This window comes from Bordetella tumbae, assembly GCF_965139195.1.
GTDB classification, from domain to species: domain Bacteria; phylum Pseudomonadota; class Gammaproteobacteria; order Burkholderiales; family Burkholderiaceae_B; genus Bordetella_A; species Bordetella_A tumbae.
This window is the reverse complement of sequence record NZ_CBCSJH010000002.1, coordinates 241,614-263,982: the sequence shown is the minus strand read 5'-3', so window position 1 is coordinate 263,982 and position 22,369 is coordinate 241,614. Positions and strand designations below refer to the sequence as shown.

Below are 22,369 nucleotides of genomic sequence, written 5' to 3'. Positions count from 1 at the left end.
CTGTGGATATGGTTATTCCATTTTTATTCATTCCGGATGGCTATGTGACGAGATGCGTCGCCGAGAATCCGCCGGGATAGGTAAAGGCGCCTCACGGATATAGGAGCCGGGAAAGACATGTATTGGGCGAGCATGTAACGAACCGAAGGGTTCCGCTAGATATTTGTTGCAACGCAACAGGGTTTCGATACAGAATACGGGCTCGTGCCTCGATACACTGCCTGCGTCAGTTGGATTATGGGTATCCCCTGCGCCTATGGTTGGGCAGGGCGCTTATCCGCCAGTCTGACTCAGGAGAAAAAATGGATCATTCCATCCTAGTTCAGCAGTCGAACCTTGCGTCACCGGACGTTGTTTCGCCCCGTGATGCCGCATTGTGCGCCGTCAGTCCTGCCGCCGAGGAGCTGTCCTCTGCGGACCGGGCAGTGGCGCTGCGGATGTTGAACGAGGCCTTGTCCATGGAAGTCATGTGCGCGCAGCGTTGCCAGAGTCAGGCGGTGTTGGCTCGCGGCCTGGACGCGCCCGCGGTCGCAGAGGAACTGGAACGCCATGCAGCAGATGCCCACAACCATGCCCAGCGCTTGCTGCAACGTATCGCACAGTTGGACGGCGGATCGCTCGCCTCGACCGAGCATCTGATCCATGTCAGCCAATCCGAGTATGTAGAGGGCGTTACCCTGACCGACATGCTCAACGAGAACCTGGCTACCGAACGGATAGCGGTCGCGGGTTATCGCGAGATGGTCGATTACCTGGGTGAAAAAGATCCCGTCACGCGCCATCTGCTCGAGGACATCATGGCCATGGAGGCCGCGCAAGTCCACGAGCTGGCGCAGCAGTTGGGCGAAAAATAGCGCTGGGAAGGGCGCCTGCCCTGGTCCTCAGCCTCACGAGCCGGCATGACACCTCATCGCGGGTTACGCCCGTGCAATGCGCTCGTCTTGTAGACGTGTTTCAATCGGCCTACACGTTTAACTTTCATTTGCCTGAATATCCCGCCATGACCGCACCTTTTTTGCTCGCTGACTGCAAAGCCATCGCTTTCGACCTGGACGGCACATTGCTCGACACGATGCACGACATCCGCGCATCCGTCAGCGTGGCACTACGCGATTGTGGCCACGGCGAGCTGCCAGAGGATTACCTCATGCCGAATCTGCATGGGGCGTTTCCCGCAGTGCTGGTGGCCGTCATGCAGGACAGGAACGTGCCGTTGTCCGAGTTGGATGCGGTGATAAAGGCCTATACCAAGCACTACGCCTACTTGGCTCACCGCAATTCGCAACCGTATCCGGGGGTGATCGATTTCCTGGAGGATTGCCAATCGCGCGGCGTGAAACTGGCCATATGCACCAATAAACTGCACGCTTCGGCCTTGAAAGCATTGGAACAAAAAGGCCTGACGCCGTATTTCTCGGTAGTACTGGGCAGTGACTCGGTCAGCCGTCCCAAGCCGGACGCTGAGCCATTGCTGAAGGCCTTCGAGGCCATGGGTGTCGCTCCTGCGCAGGGTGCGTATGTGGGTGACACTCACGTGGACGCGATGAGCGCGAACAACGCAGGGGTGCCGTTCTTGTGGTTCCGCTCGGGGTATGGCGGCGAGCTGGTACATGAGTATCCACAGGCTCTGGCTTTTGACGATTACGCCGAACTGCTCGGGGTGCCGGAACAGGCCTAGTCTCAGGCAGAGGGCAATCCCACTCCGCACTCCTTTGCGTAGTTCTGCAGCCACTGCAAAAACAGGGGATTGGCGCCATGGGCCACATTGACGCGCATGGCGCTTTCGAGCGGTGTTCCTGCGGCAAACGCCATTGATGGCGCAATAAATATCCCGTGGGCCGCCGCATGGCTGACGGCACGGGCATCTGCCAATGCAGGCGGCACGCGGACCCATAAATAGAATCCGCCTTCCATGGTGTGAGGCACAGTCAAACCGATAGATTCCAATGCACGACGCACGCATTCCGTGGATTGGCTGACATGCGTGCGCAACGCACGCAGATGGCGCAGGTACTGGCCTTGGTCGATCAGCGAAAAGACCAGCCGCTCATTGTGAGCCGATGTCGATACCAAGGTCGCCACCAGTAGCCGGCTCAACTCGGTAGCATGGGCCTTTGATGCGGCGACGTAACCGACCCGGAAACTGCCTGCCAAGGTCTTGGAAAAGGAGCCGATATAAATCACGCGTTGCAGCTGGTCCAGCGCAGCCAGGCGGGGCAGGGTATAGGGCAGGATGTCGGCAAAGGGATCGTCTTCGACGACCAATAAGTCATGGTTCTCTGCGACGCGTAGCACCCCGTAGGCATTGCCCAGTGTCATGGACCCGCCGGTAGGGTTGTGCGCCAGGGGCTGCGTGAAGAACAGGCGAGCCCCGCTGATGCGGGCCTTTTCTTGCAAGTCGTCCAGGCATGGCCCGTCCTGGTTGCGTTTAACACCAACGATACGGGCGCGGGCCAAATTCAATTTGGAAAACAGCGGGTAATAACCCGGCTCCTCGACTAGGACGGCATCCCCGGGTTGGACATAGCCTCGTATCACCAGGTCCATGGCATGGTTCGCGCCTTGCGTCATCAGCAGGCGGTCGGGCTGTACGGTAATGCCGCGCTCCGCCAGGGCCCCGCATAACCGCTCACGCAGCGGCAGGTAGCCCCAGGCGCTGTTGTAGTTGTAGGCATCCGATGACAGCAGCTTTATCGAAGACAGGCTGCTGCGCAGCTTGGAGTCTCCCAGCCATTCGGGTGGCAGCCGGCCGTCGCCGGGGCGTATTGGCAAGCGACGTTCGAGCTGCTCGGTCAGCAGGGCTTCGCCGTCGGTGATGCCGGCAAACGGCAATACGGGTATCTGCTGCCGCCGTGGCGCGGTTCTGACCACGTAGTAGCCTGAGCCGGGCTTTGAATGCAGTATGCCCTGGGCAACCAGACGCAGGTAGGCCTCGACGATCGTGTTCTTTGATATCCCCATGACCTGCGCTTCTTCGCGTAACGAACGCAGACGCTCGCCTGGCGCAAGCGCACCGGTCTGGATGCGGGCAAGAATGCTCTGCACGACGTAATGGACTTTGGACATAAGGGCCGGCCTGCAACTGTACCAAGCCTTCTATTGGTACGGTACTGGGAAATAATTGCCTAACTGTACCAGACAGTCTCCTGAATCTCCCCCTACACTAGCGCCCCATAAGGCCCGCAGTCGAATCCTGTTTTCGGTGGGCAGCATGAATAAGAAAGGAGATCGGGATGCGTCTATCCCCATTGAAGTTGGAAGGCAAGGTGGCCGTCGTGACGGGTGCCTCACGTGGAATAGGGAGAGGCATTGCCGAGATCTATGCTCGTGAAGGCGCCTCTGTCGTACTCGCAGATATAGACGGAGACGGTGCGCGTACCGCCGCCGAGGAGATTTCGGCACAGTACGGCAACGCTGCTCATGCCATTCGTACGGATGTCGCATCGGCAACCGACAATCAGGCCATGTTGGCGTTGGCGCAAGAAAAGTTCGGTCAGGTCGATGTGCTGGTCTGCAACGCCGGCATCGTGCGACCCGCGCGGCCTATCGAAGACATTACGCCAGAGCAATGGCGGCAGGTGATCGACGTCAATCTGATGGGGTGTGTATATGCGACGCAAGCCTATGCACCTATGGCGAAACAGCGCCAGCACGGCCGGATCATCTACATGGCATCGGTGGCCGGCGAGGTCGGCGGCGTCAGCGCCGAAATTACTTACTCCGTGACCAAAGCCGCCGTCCTGTGCCTGACCAAGGCCATGGCCAAACAGCTGGGCCCGCATGGCGTTACGGTCAATGCCATTGCGCCTGGCGCCATTCAGACTGCGATGACCGATGTCTTGCAGTATCCGCCCTCGGTCAAAGACGGCATTCCTTTGCGGCGCTATGGCGAAGTCCATGATATCGCCGCCGCTGCGTTGTATCTGGCCAGCGATGACGCCGCGTACGTCACGGGGACGACGATGGACGTCAATGGCGGGATGTACATGAAATGAGGGAAACACAATGAACATGTATGAAAAGCGAATCCGCCTGCGTGAGCTGTTGGCGCAAGAGGCTTGCACCCCGCTGATGGGCGCCTATGACGTATTGAGTGCCAAGATCGTCGAGTCGACAGGGTTTCCGGTCGTCTATACCGGCAGCCTGGTGACGGGCGCCAGCCGTGGTGCATTACCGGACGTTGGCCTCGTGCAATTGCACGACTTGTTGAGTTTGGCGCGCGATATCGCCAAAGAAACATCCATTCCAATTGTGTGCGATGCGGATACAGGCTGGTATCACGCGGCCAATATCTGGCGCACGGTGCACGAGTTCGAATCAGCGGGTGCTTCTGGTATCCATATCGAAGACACCGTGTTTGGCAAGCACACGACACATCAGGCGGTGTTGTTGGACACGGATGTCATGTGCGAACGCATTCGCGCATGCTGCGATGCGCGCGTCGATAAAAATTTCATGATCATTGCACGCACCGATGCGCTGTATCTGAATGACGATATGGAGGACGCCGTACGTCGCATCAACGCCTATCTGGCTGCCGGGGCAGACGCGGGTTTTATCGTTTTCAAAGGCTCAATCAAGTCGCTCAAGGCGTTTCGCGCGCGTATCAACGGTCCGCTGGTGACGACGAGTGTGGATTTCCAGGACTCGCTTGCCGAGGAAACAGCCGCGGGGGCCAATATGGCGGTGTATTGGCCTTTGACTATCTTCGCGGCGGCCAAAGCGGTCCGGCAGGTCTGCGAGGCCTTTCATAAAGGGCAGGATGCGACCAAGTTGCAGGAATACTGCTTTGATGAGGGAATCTTGAATAGCTTGATGCCCTACGATCGGTTTTATAAAAACGTCGAGCAGTACTGCGTGCAGGATCAATTCGGGCACAACGACGGGAGTGCGCTGCGTGTGGGCCAGAATGAGGAGGCGCGCTGATGAGCTCGAATGTTTCCAGCGCTCAAAGGGTAGAAGGCATCAACGATGTTGTGCCAGACGATGCTCGCTATCTCGCCGAGGTGTGGAGCGATACCGTAGACACTCGCCACCTGGGCCGTTCGCTGCTGTTGAGTATTCCTTTGAGCGCGGGTGCGTTTTTGGCAGCCAGTACGCTTTTTCAACGATGGATCGAACCGGCCGAGGTGGCACGTGCCTATGCCATGCTGGTGGGTTTGCTGGCGTGCTTGCTCAGTGCAATGATATGTGCACGTCTATTCAAACCGAAGCGTCATATCGTTCAAGAAATTTCGCAGTCCAGTACCCGCCAGGATGCTATCGACGAGTTGAAACTCGATGTGGGCGGTTTGGGCAAGCTCAGCCTGGCGCCAGCGGCCACCATTGAGGAAATGAAGGCGTTGGGCTTGTACCAGCTATTTCTCGATGCCGAGCAACAGGAGGCTCAGGCTCTCGACGGCGTATCGTCTCGGCAGCAAATTCCCCGTTCGCCTACACAGCCAGGCAGCGCATCCACCGGCAACTATCAAAAGGCCTGATCATGGATTTCTTTTCTTCCATGCTATTGGTTCCGCTCGTCTACTCCTTGCTGGGTGCCGTGATTTTTACGGCAATCGGCTTGGTTTCAGGCAGTGACGAAACAGCAACTATTGCACCCTTGACCTTGCTCGTGGTGTTGCTGGGGGCTCCTCCGGAAGGCGTATTCGCGTTTTTCATGGCAGCAGCGGTGGCGAAACATATGGCGCATGCCATTCCGACGGCATTGCTGGGCATCCCCGGCGATACGATGGCCATGCCATTGATGCGTGAAGCCAATTTGCTGCGGGCTCTGGGCGTTCCGCACATCGCCGTTCGCAAAATGGTCTCTGGTGCTGCCGTGGCGGCTTTCGTGTCGCTGCCCTTGGCGGTGCTGTTCGCCGTCATTCTCAGCCCGTATGCTGATGTCATCAAAGCTTGGTCGCCGTGGATATTCCTGTGTGCGTCGATTGTCATTGCGTATTTTTCTCCAGGGCGCATGGCGTCGGTGATTGCACTGGTACCGTTCGTCATGGTGATCGCCGCATTGCGGTCGTTCACCACAGCGCAGGGTACTAGTGTCAACGTCAGCTATTTCCTCGGTATTGCCGTCGGGCCGCTGATTGCCGACCTGGTACGGCTGATGTCCCCGGTGGAACGCGCCAAAATGCGGCGCAGTGATTACCGAACCGTCTCGCTGGCGCCGGATATGCAGTCCTCGGGAGGCTATCTGCCCAATCCGCTGAAGGTGCTCGATAGCACCCAGACGCGCTGGACGACGGCGGCCGCAGTGGTGTCGAGCGCGACCTTTGTTTTCAGCCCGGTGGCCATGACGGTCATCATGGGAGAAATGGTAGCGACCCGCGCCAAGCAGGCCTACCATCGGCTGACCTCCATGATCTCCGTGCGCAATGGCGTCACCGAGGCGACCTACATTGCAGAGACCCTGATCCCGTTGATTGCGTTCGGTTTGCCATTGAGCCCCGTCGCGGTGGGGCCAGCCGCGCCCCTATTTAACGCGCCGCCGCGTTTCACCATCGATACGGCAACCGGACAGATCAACAATCTGCACAGCATGATGAACGTCTGGGAATTCCTGGGATACGGCTTGCTGGCAGTCGCGATTGCCTGCTTGATTGCTTATCCCTTTGCCATTCGTTTCGCGCATCGTGCAGCAAAATTCGTGATGAGCCGCGTGTGCCACGAGGCCATCATCGCGGGTTTTGTGGGGCTGGTGGTCGTGATCGGCATCTGGGAAGGCGGAATGACTGGCTTGCTGGTGACGCTCACCATGGGCGTGATCGGCGGATTCCTCAATCGCGCACTGGGATTCGGAGTGGGTGTGCAATGTATGGGGTTTTACACCGCGGTATTGAGCGTGCCGGCGATTCTCGCTGCACTGAAGTGATCACGATTATCGGAGTACAGCGCCCATGGTTGTAGACACCTGCTAACAATTCCCTACGTCTTTACAGATGCAGTTCATAGCGCAGAACAGGGATCTATTCTAGGATCGTCGATTCCATTCCGAATACAGTCAGGAAGGTCGGCCCAACATGAACTATATCCGCGCTACCGTCGTCGCTGCCACCGTTTCACTTGTGTTCTTGGCGTCACCCATGACATATGCACAAGGCGCTGCCAATGAGCCGTTGGCCACCGGCCTGATTTCAACCGGGAACGCGATGGCCGAGGTGAGTGGCGTCATTCGGGACGGAGACAAGCTGACCATCAAAGTCCGATTCAAGCCGACGCAGGAGGGGAAGTCGGTGTCGCAAGTCCTCTATACCGGCATCACGGACCAGACCTATGAGAACAGTTTTTATCTGCTTTCCGGTGACAAGAAATATCTGCTGCTGAAGGATTCCAAAGGCGTACCGCTTGCTCCTAACGCTGTGTCTCTGCGTGGCAGCGGCCCGTTGCTAGCAACGTGGAGCGGCGTATTCCCGGCCCCGCCGGCGGGACAGAAGGTGACGCTTTATCTCTCCGGTGTCGAACCGCTGGGCCCTTTTGCCGTGCCTGCCGAGTAAGCATCATGGCAAAAGTTCTTAACATCGCGCTGATCGCGATGGCTATGAGCCTGTCCGCTCACGTTGAGGCTCAGAGCGCGGACACCGTGGCGGAGATTCGGCCGCTGGTTTCCGATATCCGGGATTTGCAGGTCAATATCCGCGACATGGACGCTCAAGAGGCCACCAAAGGTATCACGGTGCATGAGACCGCCGATAGTGTGGTCATTGCGGTGGCGAGCGATGTGCTGTTTGAGTTCGATAGCGCCGAATTGTCCGGCCAGGCGCAAGACACCTTGGCCGAGGTCGCCAAAAAGCTTAACGAGACGCCGAAGCAGTCCGTCAAAGTCGTCGGTCATACCGATGCGCGTGGCGCTGACACCTACAACCAGAAGCTATCGTTGGATAGGGCAAAGACCGTCGTCAAATACTTGACGCAGAACGGTGTCAAGGCCTCTCGCATGAAAGCGGAAGGACGTGGCGAGTCTGAACCGGTCGCGCCCAACGAGATCCAGGGGGCCGACAATCCCGACGGACGCGCGCAAAACCGCCGGGTGGAGTTCATTTTGCCGAAATCGTGAGGCCATACAAGCCTCCGCCAATTCACCAGAGACCCGTACCAGCCTCGAGAAACACGGCTTCGAGTCTGGATTTGTCAGTGCCGCGGGCTCACTCCAGCGGCTGGCCAAACCCCGCCAGAATCATCGCGATGACCCGATCAATCTGCTTTTGATCCAACGCGTAGGCAGGCGCCTCGGGCAGCTTCTGGTCGGGTTCTTTCGCCAATAACTCAAACCGGCGCGAGACCGGGTCCAGATTGGCCAGCATATGAATCGCTGACCCGCGCGCGAATTCATAATGCCAAATCACGGCTTCCCGGTTGAGCTGCGGGAATGCCTTGGCAATCGCGTCCATAAAGCGGCGCGCCACGTGCTGATTGATATCGAAGGTATGGTAGCCAGTGCGCGCGTCAATACGCATCTGGAACACACTGCGGACATATAGGCTGCCGCCGTCCGCTGAGCGCGACATCGTGAGGATAGGCTCGATCAGCGCCGCCAGGATGTCGCGCGGCGCCAGTGCCTGTCCGGCGGCATTGGACTCATAGGCATCGAGCCTGGCCAAACGCTCGCGGTTGACTTCCCCCGTGATCTCCCGGTGAGCCAGGTTCACCAGCCCGTCTTTCGATTGAAAGTAATAGTTCACCGCGGCGCCATTGGCGCCCGAGGCGGCGGTGATGTCGCGCACGGTCGTGCCGTTTGGACCTTTCCGTGCCACCAACTCTTTGGCGGCGGCCAGGATGGCCTGGCGTTTGGGGCTGTTACGGCTATCCGTGTCTGCGAATTCTTGCATGGTGTCCAGTCCGGGGGCTGTTCCCCATATTTGGCGTACTCGGGTTTCCCCGGAGGAAAAACGTCTTGCGCCATGGGATTGCTCGACATGATAATTTAAACATTAATTTGAAACGATTGTTTTATACAAACATATGAGTTTGAATTTCCTTTCCTCGGATGATCCGGCCGCGCTGTCTATTGCCCAGGCCAGCGCTTTATTGGCCAGCGGACAGTTGCGATCAACGGACCTCCTGCAAGCGGTCCTGGATCGTATTCAGGCGGTGGACGGCGTCATTTATTCCTATCTGCGCCATGATTGGGAGTCGGCACTGGCGGCGGCCGAGGCGGCCTCGGCACGAGCCCGCGAGGGGCGGCGTATCGGCCCGTTGGATGGAATCCCTTTTGCCGTCAAGGACAACATCTACACCAAAGGGCTGGCAACGACCGCCGGATCGAGAGTGCCCCAGCGTCACGATCCGTCGCTGCACGCGACCTTGGTCGCACGGCTGCAGGCAGCCGGCGCCATCCTGGTGGGAAAGCTGAACACGTGGGAGTACGGCACGGGGACTGGCGCCGTGCACTTCGATCTGGAGAACCCACCGGCTTGCAACCCGTGGAATCCTCGTCACTTCACCGGCGGATCGTCCAGTGGTTCCGGCGCGGCGGTGGCTGCCGGTACGGCGTGTTTTGCGATCGGTACCGATACAGGCGGGTCGGTGCGATTGCCCGCCGCCGCGTGCGGTGTCGTCGGTCTGAAGCCCACCTTTGGCCGTATCAGTCGCCATGGTGTGATGCCGAATTGCTGGAGCTTTGATGGACCCGGTCCTCTGGCGTTGACGGTCGAAGACGCGTGTCTCGTATATGAGGCCATTGCGGGGCATGATGCCGCCGATCCGGCCAGTCTGGCTTGTGGCGTGCAACCGCTATTGCCTACGTTGAATGACGGCGTAGCAGGCCTGAGAGTGGGGGTGGTACGCCGCCTGGACCCGGCCGATAGCGTAGAGCCCGCCATCGACGAGGCCTTGAATCAAGCCTGCGACATGCTGCGCGACCAGGGCGCGCAAGTACGCGACATCCAACTGCCGCTTGCGCCAGCCGATTTTCGGGCGATTGCATTGCCCATCAACCGCAGCGAAAGCTTTTCGATTCACGAGCAAGACTATCTGGAACATCGCACCCTGATGGGCCGCGCTTTGCGTGAAAAGCTGGAAATCGGCATGTATATGCGTGCGGCCGATTACCTCGCGGCATTGCGGCAGCGGCGCGAGCTGGTGGCGCGTATGGATGCGTTATTTGGCGATGTCGATGTGCTGTTGTTGCCCATGACGGATCGCGTTGCGCCGGCACTCACCGACGAGCAGGCCGTGATCGACTTTACCGCGCGCTCGGCAGGCAGCCCGTTTTCATTGACGGGGCATCCTGCCGTGTCCGTGCCTGCGGGTTTTGACGACAACGGGCTGCCTGTCGCCGTTCAATTGGCCGCGGGATTTCTGCAGGAGGCGCGCTTGATGCGTACCGCCCGCGCAGTAGAACGCCACTTTACCCCGCAGCCCAGGCGCGCGCAGGTGGTATCTCGATAAACTTCTTCGGCACACAGCCCGGTCTGATTATGTCTACATCCGAATTCGAATTTGCCGCGTTGGAGTCGGCAGTACGCATTATCTGGCAGGAATGCGGTCAGACGCCGCCTGTGGGAGAAGAGCTGTCACGCGCCGCGGCGAACCTGCGTCGTGCATTAGCGGCGGGTCGCGATATCCCGAGAGTGGCGGATAAGACCGTCCAGCCCATGACGGGACGCCGGCACGACATCGAGGTGCAAGCAGGCACTGGACAAACATGATCCTTAGCCATCTGTGAACCACACCACGTGTTCTGCTGCCGGAAGAGCACGGCTGAATATTTCCCGGCACGATAACGATTCAAGAGGAAAATCATGCAGTGCATTCGCGACGTTATATCTCACACACTTGATGACGCGTCAGCTTATACGCGTCACAACGCTCTGTTTGTTTTCTGAGGGAGCCGCAACCATGAAGCTTTCGACTCTTTTGCGGCGTGTCGCCTTGATTCCGCTGTGTCTGGGCATGATGGCCGCGCCCGCCGTCATGGCAAACACCTACCCGAGCCAACCGGTCAATTTGGTTGTAGGCTTCCCAGCAGGGGGACCGACGGACCTGATCGCGCGATTGATTGCCCAACATCTGGGATCGGATCTGGGCGAGAAATTCATCGTTGAAAACAAGGGCGGTGCGGGCGGCAATATCGGCACCAAGGCCGCGGCTCGCGCTCGGCCCGATGGCTATACGGGATTGGTGGCCAGCCTGAACCTGACGATCAATCCGTGGATGACCGAGGGATTGGATGTAGACAGCCGCAAAGACCTGATGCCGGTACGCACAGTGGCGATTGCGCCGACGGTATTGGTGGTGCGTAATGACTTTCCGGCCAAGAATTTCAGCGAGTTTGTCGAGGCAGTGCGCCAGGCGCCAAACAAATACAACGCGGCCGCGCAAGGCGCATCGCCATTGCTGGCTGTGGAGCTGTTCACGCAGTTGACCAACACCCAAATCACGCCCGTACCGTACAAGGGTGCGGCAGCGGCGATGGTGGACTTGATTGCCGGGCACGTCGACATGTCGTTTGCGACATTGGGGTCCGTCCTGCCGCACATCAAGAGTGGCAAGGTCCGAGTATTGGCGGTGGCATCACCCGAACGCTATGCGCTATTACCGGATACGCCGACGTTCGCTGAGTCGGGCATGCCGGACTTCCGCTTTGATTCCTGGACGGGATTATTGATGCCGGCCGGCACGCCTCAGGCGGTCATCGATACCCTGAAGGCTTCGCTGGACAAGCTGGTGATATCCGAGGATTTTAAAAAGCAAGTCCTGGAAATGGGAATGATGCCGGTGCTGCAGGATACGCCGGCAGATTTTGCAAAGACCATCGATCGGGAGCTCGTGCTGTACGAGAAACTGGCGGCCTCAGCGCGCAAGAAAGTCGAGAAATAATGGCTTAAGTGCTGATTGCTGTTGACCGGTGCGTGAATCAACATAGTGCCGAATCCAACCGGCAATCAGCTCGGGATATAAAATCCCCCCCATGCTGCGCCTGCGGCTTGTTGCCCCCGAGGGGCATGGCAGCCCAGTGGCAAAAAAAAGCGCTGATCGATATGTTCGATCAGCGCTTTTTTGTGGCTAGACAATAATCGGTTAATCGCGATCAACCAAACTTCGCCACCAATGCATCGTGGACGTAATCCAATGACTCGACGTCTGCGAATTTCATGTCCAGGTCGAACATATTCGCCTTGTGTGCCTGCGGACTGCGATCGCCGCAAGCATCATCTACCAGAACGACTCGAAAATTGTGCGAGAACGCATCCACGGCCGATGCGCGCACGCAACCAGAGGTGGAAATCCCCACCATGATCACGGTATCGACTTCGTCATAGCGTAGAAAATCTGCCAGCATGGTGCCGAAGAATCCCGATGGCTTGTTTTTCATGACGACGCGATCGCCTGGCCGAGGGCCATATGCCTCGGGCCATTCATCTGCCTTGGGGTCCGCGACGAATTGCACATCGTCGGGCTTGGCCAGTTTCCAGTTCCACGCACCGCGGTATGACGGCAGGGAACGATCATCGCGGCGGGTGTAGTAGATCGGCAGATTCAACTGGCGAAATAGGGCGGTGATGCGTTCCAGTGCGGACATCAGTTCGGGCATGGCCGCGCCGCAGAACGAATAGGAGGGATCCACGAACATATGCGTGGTATCGATATTCACGAGCGCCGGCCGCTTGCCGATGCCCAGGCGATTGGCGAATCCCCCTTTACGATAGGTTTCCAACTCTGCGTCCGGCACGTAGCCACGCCATTTTTCCAGCTTGTCCATCCATTGCTCCTGACTGCGTTGTTTGCGGTATTGCCTGGGCGTAGATCACTGTTGTGTGATGTCGTTCTTGCGAATGACTTCGCCCCATTTTTCGGTTTCCGACTGCACCAGGGCGCGGAATTCTTCCGGCGTGCCTCCGCCAGGACGGCCGGCCATGCCGCGGATACGTTTATCGATCTCGGGGTTTTTGAGGATCTCGTTGACCGTGGCATTCAATCGTTGCACCACCTCGGGCGGCGTGCCGGCCGGCACAAAGATGCCATTCCAGGACAGCACCTCGAAATCGGGATAGCCGGCCTCGGCCATCGTAGGAACGTCAGGCAGATCGGGCATGCGCTGTTTGTCAGCCACCGCCAGCGGCCTGATACTGCCGTCCTGCATGCTGGGCAACGCAGACAATGCTGTCTTGAAGCCTGTCTGGACGTGTCCGGCAATGACGTCGGTCAAGGCGGGCGCAGCCCCCTTGTAGGGGACATGCAATAGATCGGTGCCCGTGCGCAGTTTGAATAATTCGCCTGCCAAATGGGGAGAACTGCCGGACCCCGTCGAGGCATAGCTCAGCGCTCCCGGCTTTTCTTTGGCGAGCGCCACCAGCTCATCCACGGTTTTTACCGGCAGCTTGGCGGTGACGACGAGCACGCTGGGCGAGGACATGAACTGTACGACGGGAATGAAGTCCTTGTTCACGTCGTGATGAATGTTCTTCAGCAGGCTGGCGTTAATGGCGTTGGCGATGGTTCCCAACAGCAGGGTATAGCCGTCGGCCGGCGCTTTCGCGACCTCTTCGGTGGCGATATTTCCATTGACGCCGGGTTGGTTCTTGATAATGACCGGTTGCTTCAGAGCCGTCTGCATGTGGCCGGCAATCAGGCGTGTGATGACGTCGCTGGCGCCGCCTGGCGGATATCCGACAACGAATGTAATGGGTTTGCTGGGATAGGTGTCCGCGTTGACGGCGGATGCGGCCGACAGCATGGTGATACTCATCGCAGCGAGAGCCACGCGTTTGAACAGAACAGTCATGTTTTCCCCTTGTACGGATTGTTCCGTGCCGGTATGGCGCTGGTGTGCGACCAGCCGCCGTCCGGCTCTTGAAAACTGCTGCCGATCATTCTAGGGACGAGGCGAGCCAGCCTCCAGCGAGGATTTCACACTTGCAAATGAGGAAAATCGAATGCCGTGCGAGACGTTAGAGCCAGCGATTGCGGCCCGCTGCGACATTGGCGGCGCGGACGACCGCATCTTTTATGACCGATAGCACGCGGTCAGAGGTCTCGCCGCGGCGGGTCACGAGCGAGAAATGCATCCGCGGGGCGTGTTCACCCAGCCGTACCTCGCGTACCGGATAACCGACAAAGGCGCGACGGTCAGGCCAGGCCAGAATGGAGACCCCGAGCCCCGCCGAAACCATGGCGAGAATGGCATGCGTGGAATCCATTTCCAGCGTCCCGCGGGCCGTGTTGCCCGACGCTGCCAAGTACCGATCGATGGCCACAGCAATATTGGACCCCCGTCCATAGCGGATCAGGTCATGAGCCTGCAAGATGGCTGCAGCGTTGTCTTGCGCCACGTCCTTTGGCGCAACCAGCACCATTTCCTCTTGCAAGAGCGGATACCAATCCAGCCGCTTGTTACGTTCATCGTCGGCAAACGCCACAATGGCCGCATCAATCGTGCCTTCTTTCAGGCCGTTCAACAGGTCGTGGCTCGTATCCCGTACGGGCCTGACCGTGAGCCGAGGGCTATGCTCGCGCAGATATCGCATGGCCTCGGGCAGGATATGGGCCTGCATGCTCTCGATGGCGCCCAGCGCAACGCAGCCCTCGATCACGGAGGACCCGCGCCGCCGCAACGATTCCATTTGTTCCAGCGTACCGCTGATCAGGCCGGCCACCTCATGAGCCAGGGGAGTGGGCTTGATGGTCGATGCGCTGCGATCAAATAACGGTTGTCCGTAGTATTCCTCGAGACGCTTCATCTGCAGGCTCACCGTGCTGGGCGACAGATTCACCTCCAGCGCCGCGCGGGCAAAACTGCCGTACTTGATGACAGCGTTCAAGGTAGCGAAGAAGGCCAGATTCATTCGTTGCTCCAAGAAACCCCTGCAAGCAGGAACAGAGGCGTGCCCCCAAGCTGCGGGCGAATTATCCGCCAAGTGCCTCTGTCAGCGCTTTGGCGGCACGCCGCAACACAGGAACGTGGGTCTTGCGAAAACGATGTGCCGGCATGGTCAGCGTCAATGCACCGGCGAGCTCTCCGCCTGGATAGAACACGGGCGCAGATATCCCCGCCAGGTCACGCGAGCGATCGCTGACGGGCAGACTCATATAGCCATCTTGTCGAATACGCTCATAGTGAGCGCCTGGCGCACCGGAAAACGCCTGCAATACGTGCCCACCCGTGCCTTTGTCCAGCGGCAGCAAATCGCCCGCGCGGCTTTGATCCGACAGGGGTTGAGGCGAGTTGACGCGATAAAGCAATAGCCGTTGATCGCCCTGGCGCACATGAAAAGACGCGCTTTCCAGCGTTTGATCAACCAGCGCGCGCAGGGTGGGGAGGACGACGTCCTGCAGGCTGAACGAGGCGGCGTATACGCGATGCAGTTGCGCTGTAGCGGGCCCGAGCGTGTAGCGGGCATCGGCATGACGTTGCACAAAACCCGCATGGATGAGCGAGGCCAAGAGCCGCAGGACTGTGCTGGGCACCAATGCCACCCGGTCGCTGATCTCGCGCAAGGTCAGGCCAGTGTCTTCTGCTCGAAAGGCAGTCAGGACAGCCAAGGCACGANCNNCNGCGGCGACGCCGCCCTCGGCGACTTGGGAAGGATCAGGTTCGCGGACAGGGTAGCGGGGCATGGCGCGGCGATCCTCGTCCTTGACAATCAAGGGTCGAAGATCATATTCTATTTAAAAGAACTTAATTCTATTGGATAAAATTTAATTATTCAAGCAATCGCGGTGGCATTGCGTAGTTCCCGGCCACTGCGTATTCCCACCGATTTTCATACACGCGTTGTTCATTCCCCTTATTCTGGAGCACTCACCCCCATGCCTGATCCTCACGACTATCCCTTGGGCCTGCGTCAATCTACCGGCCGCAACGCCGCGCTGAGGCGGCAAATCGCAGCGCCAGAGGTGTTGGTAGCGCCAGGCGCCTACGATTGCGTCGGCGCGCGTTTGATCGAGCAGGCAGGCTTTCAGGCGCTGTACCTGACGGGCTCGGGCATGTCCATGTCCGCACTCGGCGCGCCCGATGTCGGCCTGATGTCGTTCTCCGAGGTCCTGGATCGCGCGGCGCGCGTGGCGGATGTGGTGTCCATCCCGGTGATTGTCGATGCGGATACGGGCTACGGTGGGCCGTTGAATGTGATCCGCACTGTGCGTGCTTTCGAGCGCGCAGGTATCTCCGGCATACAGATCGAGGATCAATCCTGGCCCAAGAAATGCGGGCACGAAGGCGGGCGCAACCTGGTGTCCACACAGGAAATGATCGGGCGTATCAAAGCCGCTGTCGATGCGCGGATTGATCCGGATGTGGCCATCATTGCCCGTACCGATGCACGCAGTGACCATGGCTTGCAGGCTGCTCTGGATCGGGCGGCGAGCTATGTAGAGGCGGGTGCCGACGTCATCTTTGTCGAGAGCCCGGAAAATGAACAGGAATTAGCCGAAGTCGCCCGTAGCGTCAACGCCCCCGTATTGGCCAATATGGTCGAGGGCGGACGTACGCCGATCGTGCCAGCGGCGCGTCTGCGCGAGTTGGGCTTTGCGATGGCGATTTATCCCAACGCGATTACGCGTTGCTTTACGTATGCAGGGACGGAGATGTTGCGGGACTTGGCCACCACGGGCACGACGGCAGGCTCGGCCGACAGGATGCTGTCGCACCGGCAGTTGTGGTCGCTATTCGAATACGAGAAATGGACAGCCACCGAAGAACGGCTAAAGGCTTAAGGCCTGGCGGGAAACAACGGCGCGGCTAAATTTACCAACGCCTGCGCCAGCTGCGCGCGTACATTCGCGCGCGTCCATACGATGCCGACCTGCCGCTCCAGCCGGGGCGCAGGCAGCGTCCAGCGTTTGATCGCCATATCAGGCGGCCCCCCGACATTCCAGTCGGGCAATATGGAAATGCCCAGCCCCTCGGCCACGAGCCTGCCTATCGATTCAATGCCGTCGAGCTCAAAACGCACGCGTGGGCGCACGCCGTGGTGCCGCAGATAATCATCGGCCAGCTTGCCGCCGACGACTTGACGGTCGTATCGAATGAAAGGCTCAGCCGCCAGTGTTTTGATTGGATCTCGCACGCGCATATCGGCAGGCGTCACCAAGGTCAAAGGCTCGTTGCGCAGTCCGTGCCAGGCACAGCTCTTGGGCAGGTCGAACAAGGGATGCACCATGACGGCCGCGTCCAACTGGCCATCGAGCACCCGTCGATATAGCACGGTGGTGGGCGCAGGTTCGATGTAGATCTCAATGTGGGGATGGGCCTGCACCCACTGCTTGAGCACCCCGGGCAGGATGTGCGTCAAGCCCGTCGGCGTGGCTCCCAGTCGTAGCGGGCCCGCCGGCAAATTGGTTTCCGAGGCGGCAGAGCGCAGATCCCGGACTTCGCTCAATACCGTATGCGCGCGCTGCAGGATGCGGTTGCCGGCCAGTGTGGGCTTGACCGTACGTCCGGCGCGCACGATCAATTGGCTGCCTACGTCGGCCTCCAGCGCCTTGATCCGCTGTGCAACCGATGCCGGCGTCAGGTCCAGCCGGCGGGCGGCACCGGCGATCGATCCGGTTTCCACCACATAGATAAAGCTCTGCAGGAATCGTGTGTCCATGGGGCGCGAGGCGATATCGAATCGACTAAAAAGATGGATTTTATAACTTCACAAAATGCCAGAACATTATTTTTCTTTTTCTTTGGCAGGCCCAGAATACATCCATACGCTTTCTTTTGTATGTCCACCCTGAGGAGCCCCACGTGCCCAAGATTCTTTCCGTCGACGTTTGCGCCGCCGCCGTCCCGCTGGACAAAGTCACTTCGTTTTCCACCCGTACCGTCAGCACCCGCTATTACGGTCTGGTCAAAGTGCGCTCGACAGATGGTGTCGAGGGCATCGGATTTTGCTATATCGGCAGCGCAGCGGGCGAGTTGTTCGTCAATGCCGTCGAGCAACTGCTCGCGCCGGTTCTGATCGGCCAGGACTCGCACGCCGTCGAGCGCCTGTGGCAGAACATGTATCAGGAATCGCTACTACAGGGGCGTGCCGGCACTGTGATGCGTGCCATCAGTGCGTTGGACACGGCGTTGTGGGATTTGAATGCGCGCACTGCGCAATTGCCCCTGCATCGATTCCTGGGCGCATACGAATTGGAGTCGGTGCCGGCCTACGCCAGCGGCGGCTACTACCTGGACGGCAAGACCCCGCAAATGCTGGGCGAGGAAATGGCCAGCTATGTGGCCAAGGGCTTCAACGCCGTGAAAATGAAATCCGGCCGTCTATCGCCTGCCGAAGAAGAAGCCCGCTTGCGCGCCGCGCGCGAGGCAGTGGGTCCTGAGGTCGAAATCATGATGGACATGAACAATGCCTGGGTAGACACCACGCAGGCGATGCAGTACGTGCGCCGTTTTGAGCAATACAACCCGTATTTCATCGAGGAGCCGTTCTCGCCCGACGACGTGGACAGCCATGCGAAATTGGCCAGGCTCACCAACATTCCCGTGGCGACCGCCGAGATCGGCTATGGCCGCTGGTATCACAAGGAACTGCTGGACAAGAACGCCGCGGCGATTTTGCAGCATGACGCGGCCGTCTGCGGCGGCATCACCGAATGGCGGCGCATCTCGGCAACGGCCGCGAGCTACGGCGTCATCGTATGTCCGCATTGGTTCCACGATCTGCATGCCCCGCTGGTCGCTGCCATGCCCAACGCGCGGTACGTCGAGTTTTTCTGGGACGACCAGGTGCTGAATTTCCGCAAGCTGGTAGATCGTCAGCTCGAACACAAAGACGGCCGCGTGCTGTTGCGGCAAGACCCCGGTCTGGGCTTTGATTTCGATGAGCCCATGGTCGAGCGCTATGGGCAATGGCGCACCGTTCGTTGACGGTTCACGATTAACTTTGCAATGGAGCCCGTTCGATCATGCCTGCATTGACCCCTGACACGCCGCGTTTGCGTGGCGTGCTTTCTCCCGTACTGACACCGTTCAATCCTGATTACACACCCTCGGCGCCACGGTTTGTGGCTCACTGCAGGAACCTGCTGGAACAGGGCGTGGGTCTGGCGATATTCGGCACCAACTCGGAGGCAAACTCGCTCAGCGTTGCCGAAAAACGAGCGTTGCTAGATGCCTTGTTAGAAGCAGGGCTGCCCGCTGGCCGCATGATGCCTGGCACCGGCGCATGCGCGCTACCCGACGCGATTGAGCTGACCCGGCATGCGGTGTCAGCGGGATGCGCAGGCGTACTGATGCTGCCGCCGTTCTACTACAAGGGCGTCAGCGACGAGGGGCTGTACCGTGCGTTCGCACAGGTCATTGACCAAGTCGCCGACGAGAACCTGCGCGTGTATCTGTATCACATCCCGCCTGTAGCGCAGGTCGGTATCAGTATGGGGTTGATCGAGCGCTTGTTAAAGGCCTATCCCAAGAATATCGCCGGTATCAAGGACAGTTCCGGTGACTGGGCCAACACAGAAGCCATGCTAAAGACGTTCCAGCCGCAGGGCTTTGACGTATTCGCGGGCAGCGAGACATTCCTGTTGCGTACATTGCGGGGCGGCGGTGTCGGATGCATCACTGCCACCGGCAATGTGAATCCCGGCCCTATCGCTGCGCTGTATCGGGAATGGCAGGGCGATAACGCCGACGCGTTGCAGGCCGGCCTGGATGCCGTCCGTAATGTGTTCCAAAAATTCCCCATGATTCCCGCGATGAAGGCCGCCATTGCGCAACGAGCGGGTGACGAGGGCTGGGCCACGGTCAGGCCTCCGCTCGTCGAGTTGACGGCGGCACAACGCGTGTCGCTAGAGGATGGCCTGGCATCTGTGAATTTTGAAATCCCGGGCGTGCAGACACTGGCATTACCCAAGTAGCGCATCCATCAGAAAAGCAAAATGTCCACGTATCACCCCTGAGGCCGGAGGACGACGCCGGCATCCTGAACACCAACCCGGAGCGAGATCCGGGAGGAGACACCTCATGAACCGCAGAACTTTCGTGGCGGCCGGCTTGACCGGCGTCGCCAGTGCAGTCGCATGTGCATTCGGTATCACCCCGCGTTCCGTCCGAGCCTCGGTAGACACCTGGCCCAGTAAACAAATCAACTATGTGATTGCTTTTGCTCCCGGCAGCAACAGCGATGTGTTGGGCCGCATCATGGCGCAGAAACTGGGCGAAGCGCTCAAGGACAATGTCGTGGTGGAAAATCGCGCCGGCGCGACCGGGATGATCGGGTCCGCCTATGTAGCCAAGGCGCCGCCTGATGGCTATACGCTATTGGGCGCCAGCATTGCGACTCATGCGATCAATCCCAGTTTGTTCAAAGACATGCAATACGATCCGGTTGCATCGTTTCAGCCGATCACGATCATTGGCATGAATGCGAATACGCTGGTCGTATCCAACGAAAGCCGATTCAAATCGGTCCAGGACATCATCGACGCCGCGCGCGAAAAACCCGGCACGATCTCGTATGCGTCGTCCGGGATTGGTACGACACAACATCTGTCGGGCGTATTGCTGGAACAGATAGCGGGCATCAAGCTGGTGCACGCGCCATACTCGGGCCGCTCGGCCATCCCGGACGTGATCGGGCAACAGGTCGACTTCATGTTCGAGGGACCGACGGTCGTGCCGCAGGTCAAAGGCGGGCGCCTGCGCGCCCTGGCCGTGACGTCGCCTCAGCGCCTGAAAAGCCTGCCCGAGGTGCCCACGATGCAAGAGGCTGGCGTTAAAGACTACGAAGTACAAGCCTGGCAAGCGATCTTTGCACCTGCCGGCACGCCGCGGCCCATCGTGGACAAGCTGTATCAAGCACTCGCGCAGATTATCCATTCACCCGATATGCAGGCGCGTCTAGAGGGAATGGGCGTCATACCGTCTGCGATGTCGCCAGATGACTTCGCGGTTTTCCAGAAAAAGGAAATCGCGAAATGGGGCGATCTGGTGAAATCCACCGGGACGAAGGTGGAGTAACGACAGCGTTGCTGCGGCACGATACGTCGCCCGCTGATGTCCCATTGGCAGGGCAGGTCAGCGGGCGGACGATGATTTGTCGATGCGCGCCAGATCGAGGGCTTTAGGCTTTCAGCGCTGCGGCAACCGCATCCTGCAGCGAGCCCGTGGGCCGGCCGATCAGTGTCGAGAGTTGCCGGCCATCGTCGTATAGCGCTCCGTGAGATACGCCCACATCCCACGACGCGATCGCGGCCGCGAGCCCTTCGGGCAGACCTGCGCCCTTGAGCGCGGCAGCGTAGTCGGCTTCCGGGATGTCCCGATAAGGGATGTCCTTGCCCGTCTGCCTGGAGACCTCTGCTGCCAGTTGGGTCAATGTGTACGACGTGTCGCCCGCGAGCTCGTACACTTTCCCATCGTGCCCAGTACCCGTGAGCACCGCCACCGCGGCATCCGCGTAGTCAGCTCTGTGCGCGGACGAGATTTCGCCGTCCTTTGCACTGCCAAACAGCGCGCCGTGGGCGAGGGCAGGGGGAATAGCACCCGTGTAATTTTCGGTGTACCAGCCGTTACGCAAGATGGTGTAGAGGAGTCCGGATTGCTTCAAGAGCGCTTCAGTCTGCGCATGCTCTGGCGCCAGGCTCAATGGCGATGTATCCGCACGCAAAAGGCTGGTATAGACGATCCGCTTCACGCCGGATTGCTTGGCCGCGTTAATGACGTTAGCGTGTTGTGCCGTGCGATGCCCGATGTCATTGCCCGAGATCAGCAGCAGGGTATCTATCCCTTGCAGTGCCGCCTCCAGTGTGGCGGGCTGCGTGTAGTCCGCGGCGCGCACCGCGATGCCCAAATCGGCGGCTTTTTCGGGGCTGCGCACCAAGCCTACGATATCGCCAGGATTGATTTTTTCTTTCAGCTTTTGAACAACGAGACGTCCGAGCTGGCCTGTAGCGCCAGTGATTGCGATGGTCATGATGCGACTCCAAGAGATGTGCGGTGAACACACTATAGAGCCAATACTTATTTTTAGTAAGTACGTACAAAAATGTTAGTTAAGGCGCTAAACTCATTATGTTGTTGTGAACTCATCACCTGAATGTCTAAGCCCCGTTCCTCCAAATCCCTTGTTGCGGAATCGCTCTCGGCCAAACTGCGTCGAGGCGACGTGATGGCCGCGGGCTGTCCGTCACGCCCGATCCTCAAGCATCTGACGAGCCGATGGGGGGTACTCGTATTGATTGCTCTCCAATCGGGGACCCTTCGATTCAGCGATCTGCGCCGTCAGATCGGCGGCGTGAGCGAGCGCATGCTGGCCCAGACACTGCAATGGCTCGAAGCCGACGGCATGGTGAATCGGCGTGCTTTCAATACCGTGCCACCCCATGTGGAGTATTCATTGACGCCGATCGGCGTCGAGGCGGCGGAAAAAGTGCGAGGCTTGGTGGACTGGCTGGAGCTCAGCTTGCCACGGATCCTGGACAAGGCGTCTCCGATAGATTGAATGCA

General features: G+C 59.1%; 23 protein-coding genes and 1 pseudogene. 16 read left to right on the top strand and 8 right to left on the bottom strand.

Translation table 11 applies throughout. From position 1 onward, the window contains the following. The first annotated feature begins 302 nt into the window (after positions 1-302). A complete protein-coding gene (locus ACNA0J_RS04825) occupies positions 303-854 on the top strand; it encodes a ferritin-like domain-containing protein (protein ID WP_415816950.1) in 552 nt (183 codons plus the stop codon). Positions 855-1,000: 146 nt separating this feature from the next. Further along, positions 1,001-1,678, top strand: a complete 678-nt coding sequence (locus ACNA0J_RS04820) for an HAD family hydrolase (RefSeq protein ID WP_415816948.1) — start codon at positions 1,001-1,003, stop codon at positions 1,676-1,678. Positions 1,679-1,680: 2 nt separating this feature from the next. Here ACNA0J_RS04820 and ACNA0J_RS04815 read toward each other — a convergent pair whose 3' ends face one another. Next, a complete protein-coding gene (locus ACNA0J_RS04815; protein ID WP_415816946.1) occupies positions 1,681-3,066 on the bottom strand; it encodes an aminotransferase-like domain-containing protein in 1,386 nt (461 codons plus the stop codon). Positions 3,067-3,233: 167 nt separating this feature from the next. On the opposite strand from ACNA0J_RS04815, the gene ACNA0J_RS04810 reads away from it, so the two are divergent. From ACNA0J_RS04810 to ACNA0J_RS04785, 6 genes are all read left to right on the top strand, one after another. Continuing rightward, on the top strand, positions 3,234-3,995 hold the full coding sequence (locus tag ACNA0J_RS04810; protein ID WP_415816944.1) for an SDR family NAD(P)-dependent oxidoreductase: 762 nt from the start codon (positions 3,234-3,236) through the stop codon (positions 3,993-3,995). A 10-nt stretch (positions 3,996-4,005) separates the two neighbouring features. Further along, positions 4,006-4,926: an isocitrate lyase/PEP mutase family protein gene (locus tag ACNA0J_RS04805; RefSeq protein ID WP_415816942.1), complete on the top strand. Its 921-nt coding sequence runs from the start codon at positions 4,006-4,008 to the stop codon at positions 4,924-4,926. Next, entirely contained in the window at positions 4,926-5,480 is a 555-nt protein-coding gene (locus ACNA0J_RS04800) for a hypothetical protein (RefSeq protein WP_415816940.1), read from the top strand. The genes ACNA0J_RS04805 and ACNA0J_RS04800 overlap by 1 nt, the downstream gene beginning before the upstream one ends. Positions 5,481-5,482: 2 nt before the next feature. Then, positions 5,483-6,865, top strand: coding sequence for a tripartite tricarboxylate transporter permease (locus ACNA0J_RS04795; RefSeq protein WP_415816938.1), 1,383 nt, complete (start codon positions 5,483-5,485; stop codon positions 6,863-6,865). Positions 6,866-7,013: 148 nt separating this feature from the next. Next, positions 7,014-7,487 (top strand): hypothetical protein, encoded by a 474-nt coding sequence (locus tag ACNA0J_RS04790; protein WP_415816936.1) that lies wholly within the window; start codon positions 7,014-7,016, stop codon positions 7,485-7,487. A 5-nt stretch (positions 7,488-7,492) separates the two neighbouring features. Further along, positions 7,493-8,047 (top strand): OmpA family protein, encoded by a 555-nt coding sequence (locus tag ACNA0J_RS04785; RefSeq protein ID WP_415816934.1) that lies wholly within the window; start codon positions 7,493-7,495, stop codon positions 8,045-8,047. A gap of 88 nt (positions 8,048-8,135) precedes the next feature. Here ACNA0J_RS04785 and ACNA0J_RS04780 read toward each other — a convergent pair whose 3' ends face one another. Next, positions 8,136-8,819 (bottom strand): TetR/AcrR family transcriptional regulator, encoded by a 684-nt coding sequence (locus tag ACNA0J_RS04780; protein WP_415816932.1) that lies wholly within the window; start codon positions 8,817-8,819, stop codon positions 8,136-8,138. A 139-nt stretch (positions 8,820-8,958) separates the two neighbouring features. Between ACNA0J_RS04780 and ACNA0J_RS04775 the strand changes: the two genes are divergently transcribed. The 3 genes from ACNA0J_RS04775 (at position 8,959) to ACNA0J_RS04765 (ending at position 11,811) form a co-directional block, all read left to right on the top strand. Continuing rightward, on the top strand, positions 8,959-10,380 hold the full coding sequence (locus ACNA0J_RS04775; RefSeq protein WP_415816930.1) for an amidase: 1,422 nt from the start codon (positions 8,959-8,961) through the stop codon (positions 10,378-10,380). 29 nt (positions 10,381-10,409) lie between these two features. After that, positions 10,410-10,640 (top strand): hypothetical protein, encoded by a 231-nt coding sequence (locus ACNA0J_RS04770; protein WP_415816928.1) that lies wholly within the window; start codon positions 10,410-10,412, stop codon positions 10,638-10,640. 190 nt (positions 10,641-10,830) lie between these two features. Next, on the top strand, positions 10,831-11,811 hold the full coding sequence (locus tag ACNA0J_RS04765; RefSeq protein ID WP_415816926.1) for a Bug family tripartite tricarboxylate transporter substrate binding protein: 981 nt from the start codon (positions 10,831-10,833) through the stop codon (positions 11,809-11,811). A gap of 211 nt (positions 11,812-12,022) precedes the next feature. On the opposite strand, the gene ACNA0J_RS04760 is transcribed toward ACNA0J_RS04765, so the two are convergent. The 4 genes and pseudogenes from ACNA0J_RS04760 to ACNA0J_RS04745 all read right to left on the bottom strand — a co-directional run. Beyond that, complete coding sequence (locus ACNA0J_RS04760; protein ID WP_415816924.1) at positions 12,023-12,694, bottom strand: isochorismatase family protein; 672 nt, start codon at positions 12,692-12,694, stop codon at positions 12,023-12,025. 45 nt (positions 12,695-12,739) lie between these two features. Then, positions 12,740-13,717 carry a Bug family tripartite tricarboxylate transporter substrate binding protein gene (locus tag ACNA0J_RS04755; RefSeq protein WP_415816922.1) on the bottom strand — a complete coding sequence of 326 codons (978 nt, stop codon included), beginning with the start codon at positions 13,715-13,717 and terminating at the stop codon, positions 12,740-12,742. A gap of 166 nt (positions 13,718-13,883) precedes the next feature. Beyond that, a complete protein-coding gene (locus ACNA0J_RS04750; RefSeq protein WP_415816920.1) occupies positions 13,884-14,777 on the bottom strand; it encodes a LysR family transcriptional regulator in 894 nt (297 codons plus the stop codon). 61 nt (positions 14,778-14,838) lie between these two features. After that, positions 14,839-15,481: pseudogene (locus tag ACNA0J_RS04745) on the bottom strand (IclR family transcriptional regulator); the annotation flags it as partial. Between the two features lie 260 nt (positions 15,482-15,741). On the opposite strand from ACNA0J_RS04745, the gene ACNA0J_RS04740 reads away from it, so the two are divergent. After that, positions 15,742-16,647: an isocitrate lyase/PEP mutase family protein gene (locus ACNA0J_RS04740; RefSeq protein ID WP_415816918.1), complete on the top strand. Its 906-nt coding sequence runs from the start codon at positions 15,742-15,744 to the stop codon at positions 16,645-16,647. Here ACNA0J_RS04740 and ACNA0J_RS04735 read toward each other — a convergent pair. Beyond that, positions 16,644-17,525 carry a LysR substrate-binding domain-containing protein gene (locus ACNA0J_RS04735; protein WP_415816916.1) on the bottom strand — a complete coding sequence of 294 codons (882 nt, stop codon included), beginning with the start codon at positions 17,523-17,525 and terminating at the stop codon, positions 16,644-16,646. The genes ACNA0J_RS04740 and ACNA0J_RS04735 overlap by 4 nt on opposite strands. Positions 17,526-17,668: 143 nt before the next feature. Between ACNA0J_RS04735 and ACNA0J_RS04730 the strand changes: the two genes are divergently transcribed. The 3 genes from ACNA0J_RS04730 to ACNA0J_RS04720 all read left to right on the top strand — a co-directional run bounded on the left by ACNA0J_RS04730 (position 17,669) and on the right by ACNA0J_RS04720 (position 20,884). Beyond that, positions 17,669-18,793: a mandelate racemase/muconate lactonizing enzyme family protein gene (locus ACNA0J_RS04730; protein WP_415816914.1), complete on the top strand. Its 1,125-nt coding sequence runs from the start codon at positions 17,669-17,671 to the stop codon at positions 18,791-18,793. A 38-nt stretch (positions 18,794-18,831) separates the two neighbouring features. Further along, positions 18,832-19,782 carry a dihydrodipicolinate synthase family protein gene (locus tag ACNA0J_RS04725; protein ID WP_415816912.1) on the top strand — a complete coding sequence of 317 codons (951 nt, stop codon included), beginning with the start codon at positions 18,832-18,834 and terminating at the stop codon, positions 19,780-19,782. 106 nt (positions 19,783-19,888) lie between these two features. Continuing rightward, a complete protein-coding gene (locus ACNA0J_RS04720; RefSeq protein WP_415805095.1) occupies positions 19,889-20,884 on the top strand; it encodes a Bug family tripartite tricarboxylate transporter substrate binding protein in 996 nt (331 codons plus the stop codon). Positions 20,885-20,987: 103 nt separating this feature from the next. On the opposite strand, the gene ACNA0J_RS04715 is transcribed toward ACNA0J_RS04720, so the two are convergent. Next, positions 20,988-21,836, bottom strand: coding sequence for an SDR family oxidoreductase (locus ACNA0J_RS04715; RefSeq protein ID WP_415816910.1), 849 nt, complete (start codon positions 21,834-21,836; stop codon positions 20,988-20,990). Positions 21,837-21,959: 123 nt separating this feature from the next. On the opposite strand from ACNA0J_RS04715, the gene ACNA0J_RS04710 reads away from it, so the two are divergent. Further along, a complete protein-coding gene (locus ACNA0J_RS04710; RefSeq protein WP_415816908.1) occupies positions 21,960-22,364 on the top strand; it encodes a winged helix-turn-helix transcriptional regulator in 405 nt (134 codons plus the stop codon). Positions 22,365-22,369 lie beyond the last annotated feature (5 nt).

What these genes read in the sequence shown, in the direction of transcription:
- ACNA0J_RS04825 (WP_415816950.1), top strand. Translation starts at nt 303, where the DNA reads ATGGATCATTCCATCCTAGTTCAGCAGTCGAACCTTGCGTCACCGGAC.
- ACNA0J_RS04820 (WP_415816948.1), top strand. Translation starts at nt 1,001, where the DNA reads ATGACCGCACCTTTTTTGCTCGCTGACTGCAAAGCCATCGCTTTCGAC.
- ACNA0J_RS04815 (WP_415816946.1), bottom strand. Translation starts at nt 3,066, where the DNA reads ATGTCCAAAGTCCATTACGTCGTGCAGAGCATTCTTGCCCGCATCCAG.
- ACNA0J_RS04810 (WP_415816944.1), top strand. Translation starts at nt 3,234, where the DNA reads ATGCGTCTATCCCCATTGAAGTTGGAAGGCAAGGTGGCCGTCGTGACG.
- ACNA0J_RS04805 (WP_415816942.1), top strand. Translation starts at nt 4,006, where the DNA reads ATGAACATGTATGAAAAGCGAATCCGCCTGCGTGAGCTGTTGGCGCAA.
- ACNA0J_RS04800 (WP_415816940.1), top strand. Translation starts at nt 4,926, where the DNA reads ATGAGCTCGAATGTTTCCAGCGCTCAAAGGGTAGAAGGCATCAACGAT.
- ACNA0J_RS04795 (WP_415816938.1), top strand. Translation starts at nt 5,483, where the DNA reads ATGGATTTCTTTTCTTCCATGCTATTGGTTCCGCTCGTCTACTCCTTG.
- ACNA0J_RS04790 (WP_415816936.1), top strand. Translation starts at nt 7,014, where the DNA reads ATGAACTATATCCGCGCTACCGTCGTCGCTGCCACCGTTTCACTTGTG.
- ACNA0J_RS04785 (WP_415816934.1), top strand. Translation starts at nt 7,493, where the DNA reads ATGGCAAAAGTTCTTAACATCGCGCTGATCGCGATGGCTATGAGCCTG.
- ACNA0J_RS04780 (WP_415816932.1), bottom strand. Translation starts at nt 8,819, where the DNA reads ATGCAAGAATTCGCAGACACGGATAGCCGTAACAGCCCCAAACGCCAG.
- ACNA0J_RS04770 (WP_415816928.1), top strand. Translation starts at nt 10,410, where the DNA reads ATGTCTACATCCGAATTCGAATTTGCCGCGTTGGAGTCGGCAGTACGC.
- ACNA0J_RS04765 (WP_415816926.1), top strand. Translation starts at nt 10,831, where the DNA reads ATGAAGCTTTCGACTCTTTTGCGGCGTGTCGCCTTGATTCCGCTGTGT.
- ACNA0J_RS04760 (WP_415816924.1), bottom strand. Translation starts at nt 12,694, where the DNA reads ATGGACAAGCTGGAAAAATGGCGTGGCTACGTGCCGGACGCAGAGTTG.
- ACNA0J_RS04755 (WP_415816922.1), bottom strand. Translation starts at nt 13,717, where the DNA reads ATGACTGTTCTGTTCAAACGCGTGGCTCTCGCTGCGATGAGTATCACC.
- ACNA0J_RS04750 (WP_415816920.1), bottom strand. Translation starts at nt 14,777, where the DNA reads ATGAATCTGGCCTTCTTCGCTACCTTGAACGCTGTCATCAAGTACGGC.
- ACNA0J_RS04740 (WP_415816918.1), top strand. Translation starts at nt 15,742, where the DNA reads ATGCCTGATCCTCACGACTATCCCTTGGGCCTGCGTCAATCTACCGGC.
- ACNA0J_RS04735 (WP_415816916.1), bottom strand. Translation starts at nt 17,525, where the DNA reads ATGGACACACGATTCCTGCAGAGCTTTATCTATGTGGTGGAAACCGGA.
- ACNA0J_RS04725 (WP_415816912.1), top strand. Translation starts at nt 18,832, where the DNA reads ATGCCTGCATTGACCCCTGACACGCCGCGTTTGCGTGGCGTGCTTTCT.
- ACNA0J_RS04720 (WP_415805095.1), top strand. Translation starts at nt 19,889, where the DNA reads ATGAACCGCAGAACTTTCGTGGCGGCCGGCTTGACCGGCGTCGCCAGT.
- ACNA0J_RS04715 (WP_415816910.1), bottom strand. Translation starts at nt 21,836, where the DNA reads ATGACCATCGCAATCACTGGCGCTACAGGCCAGCTCGGACGTCTCGTT.
- ACNA0J_RS04710 (WP_415816908.1), top strand. Translation starts at nt 21,960, where the DNA reads ATGTCTAAGCCCCGTTCCTCCAAATCCCTTGTTGCGGAATCGCTCTCG.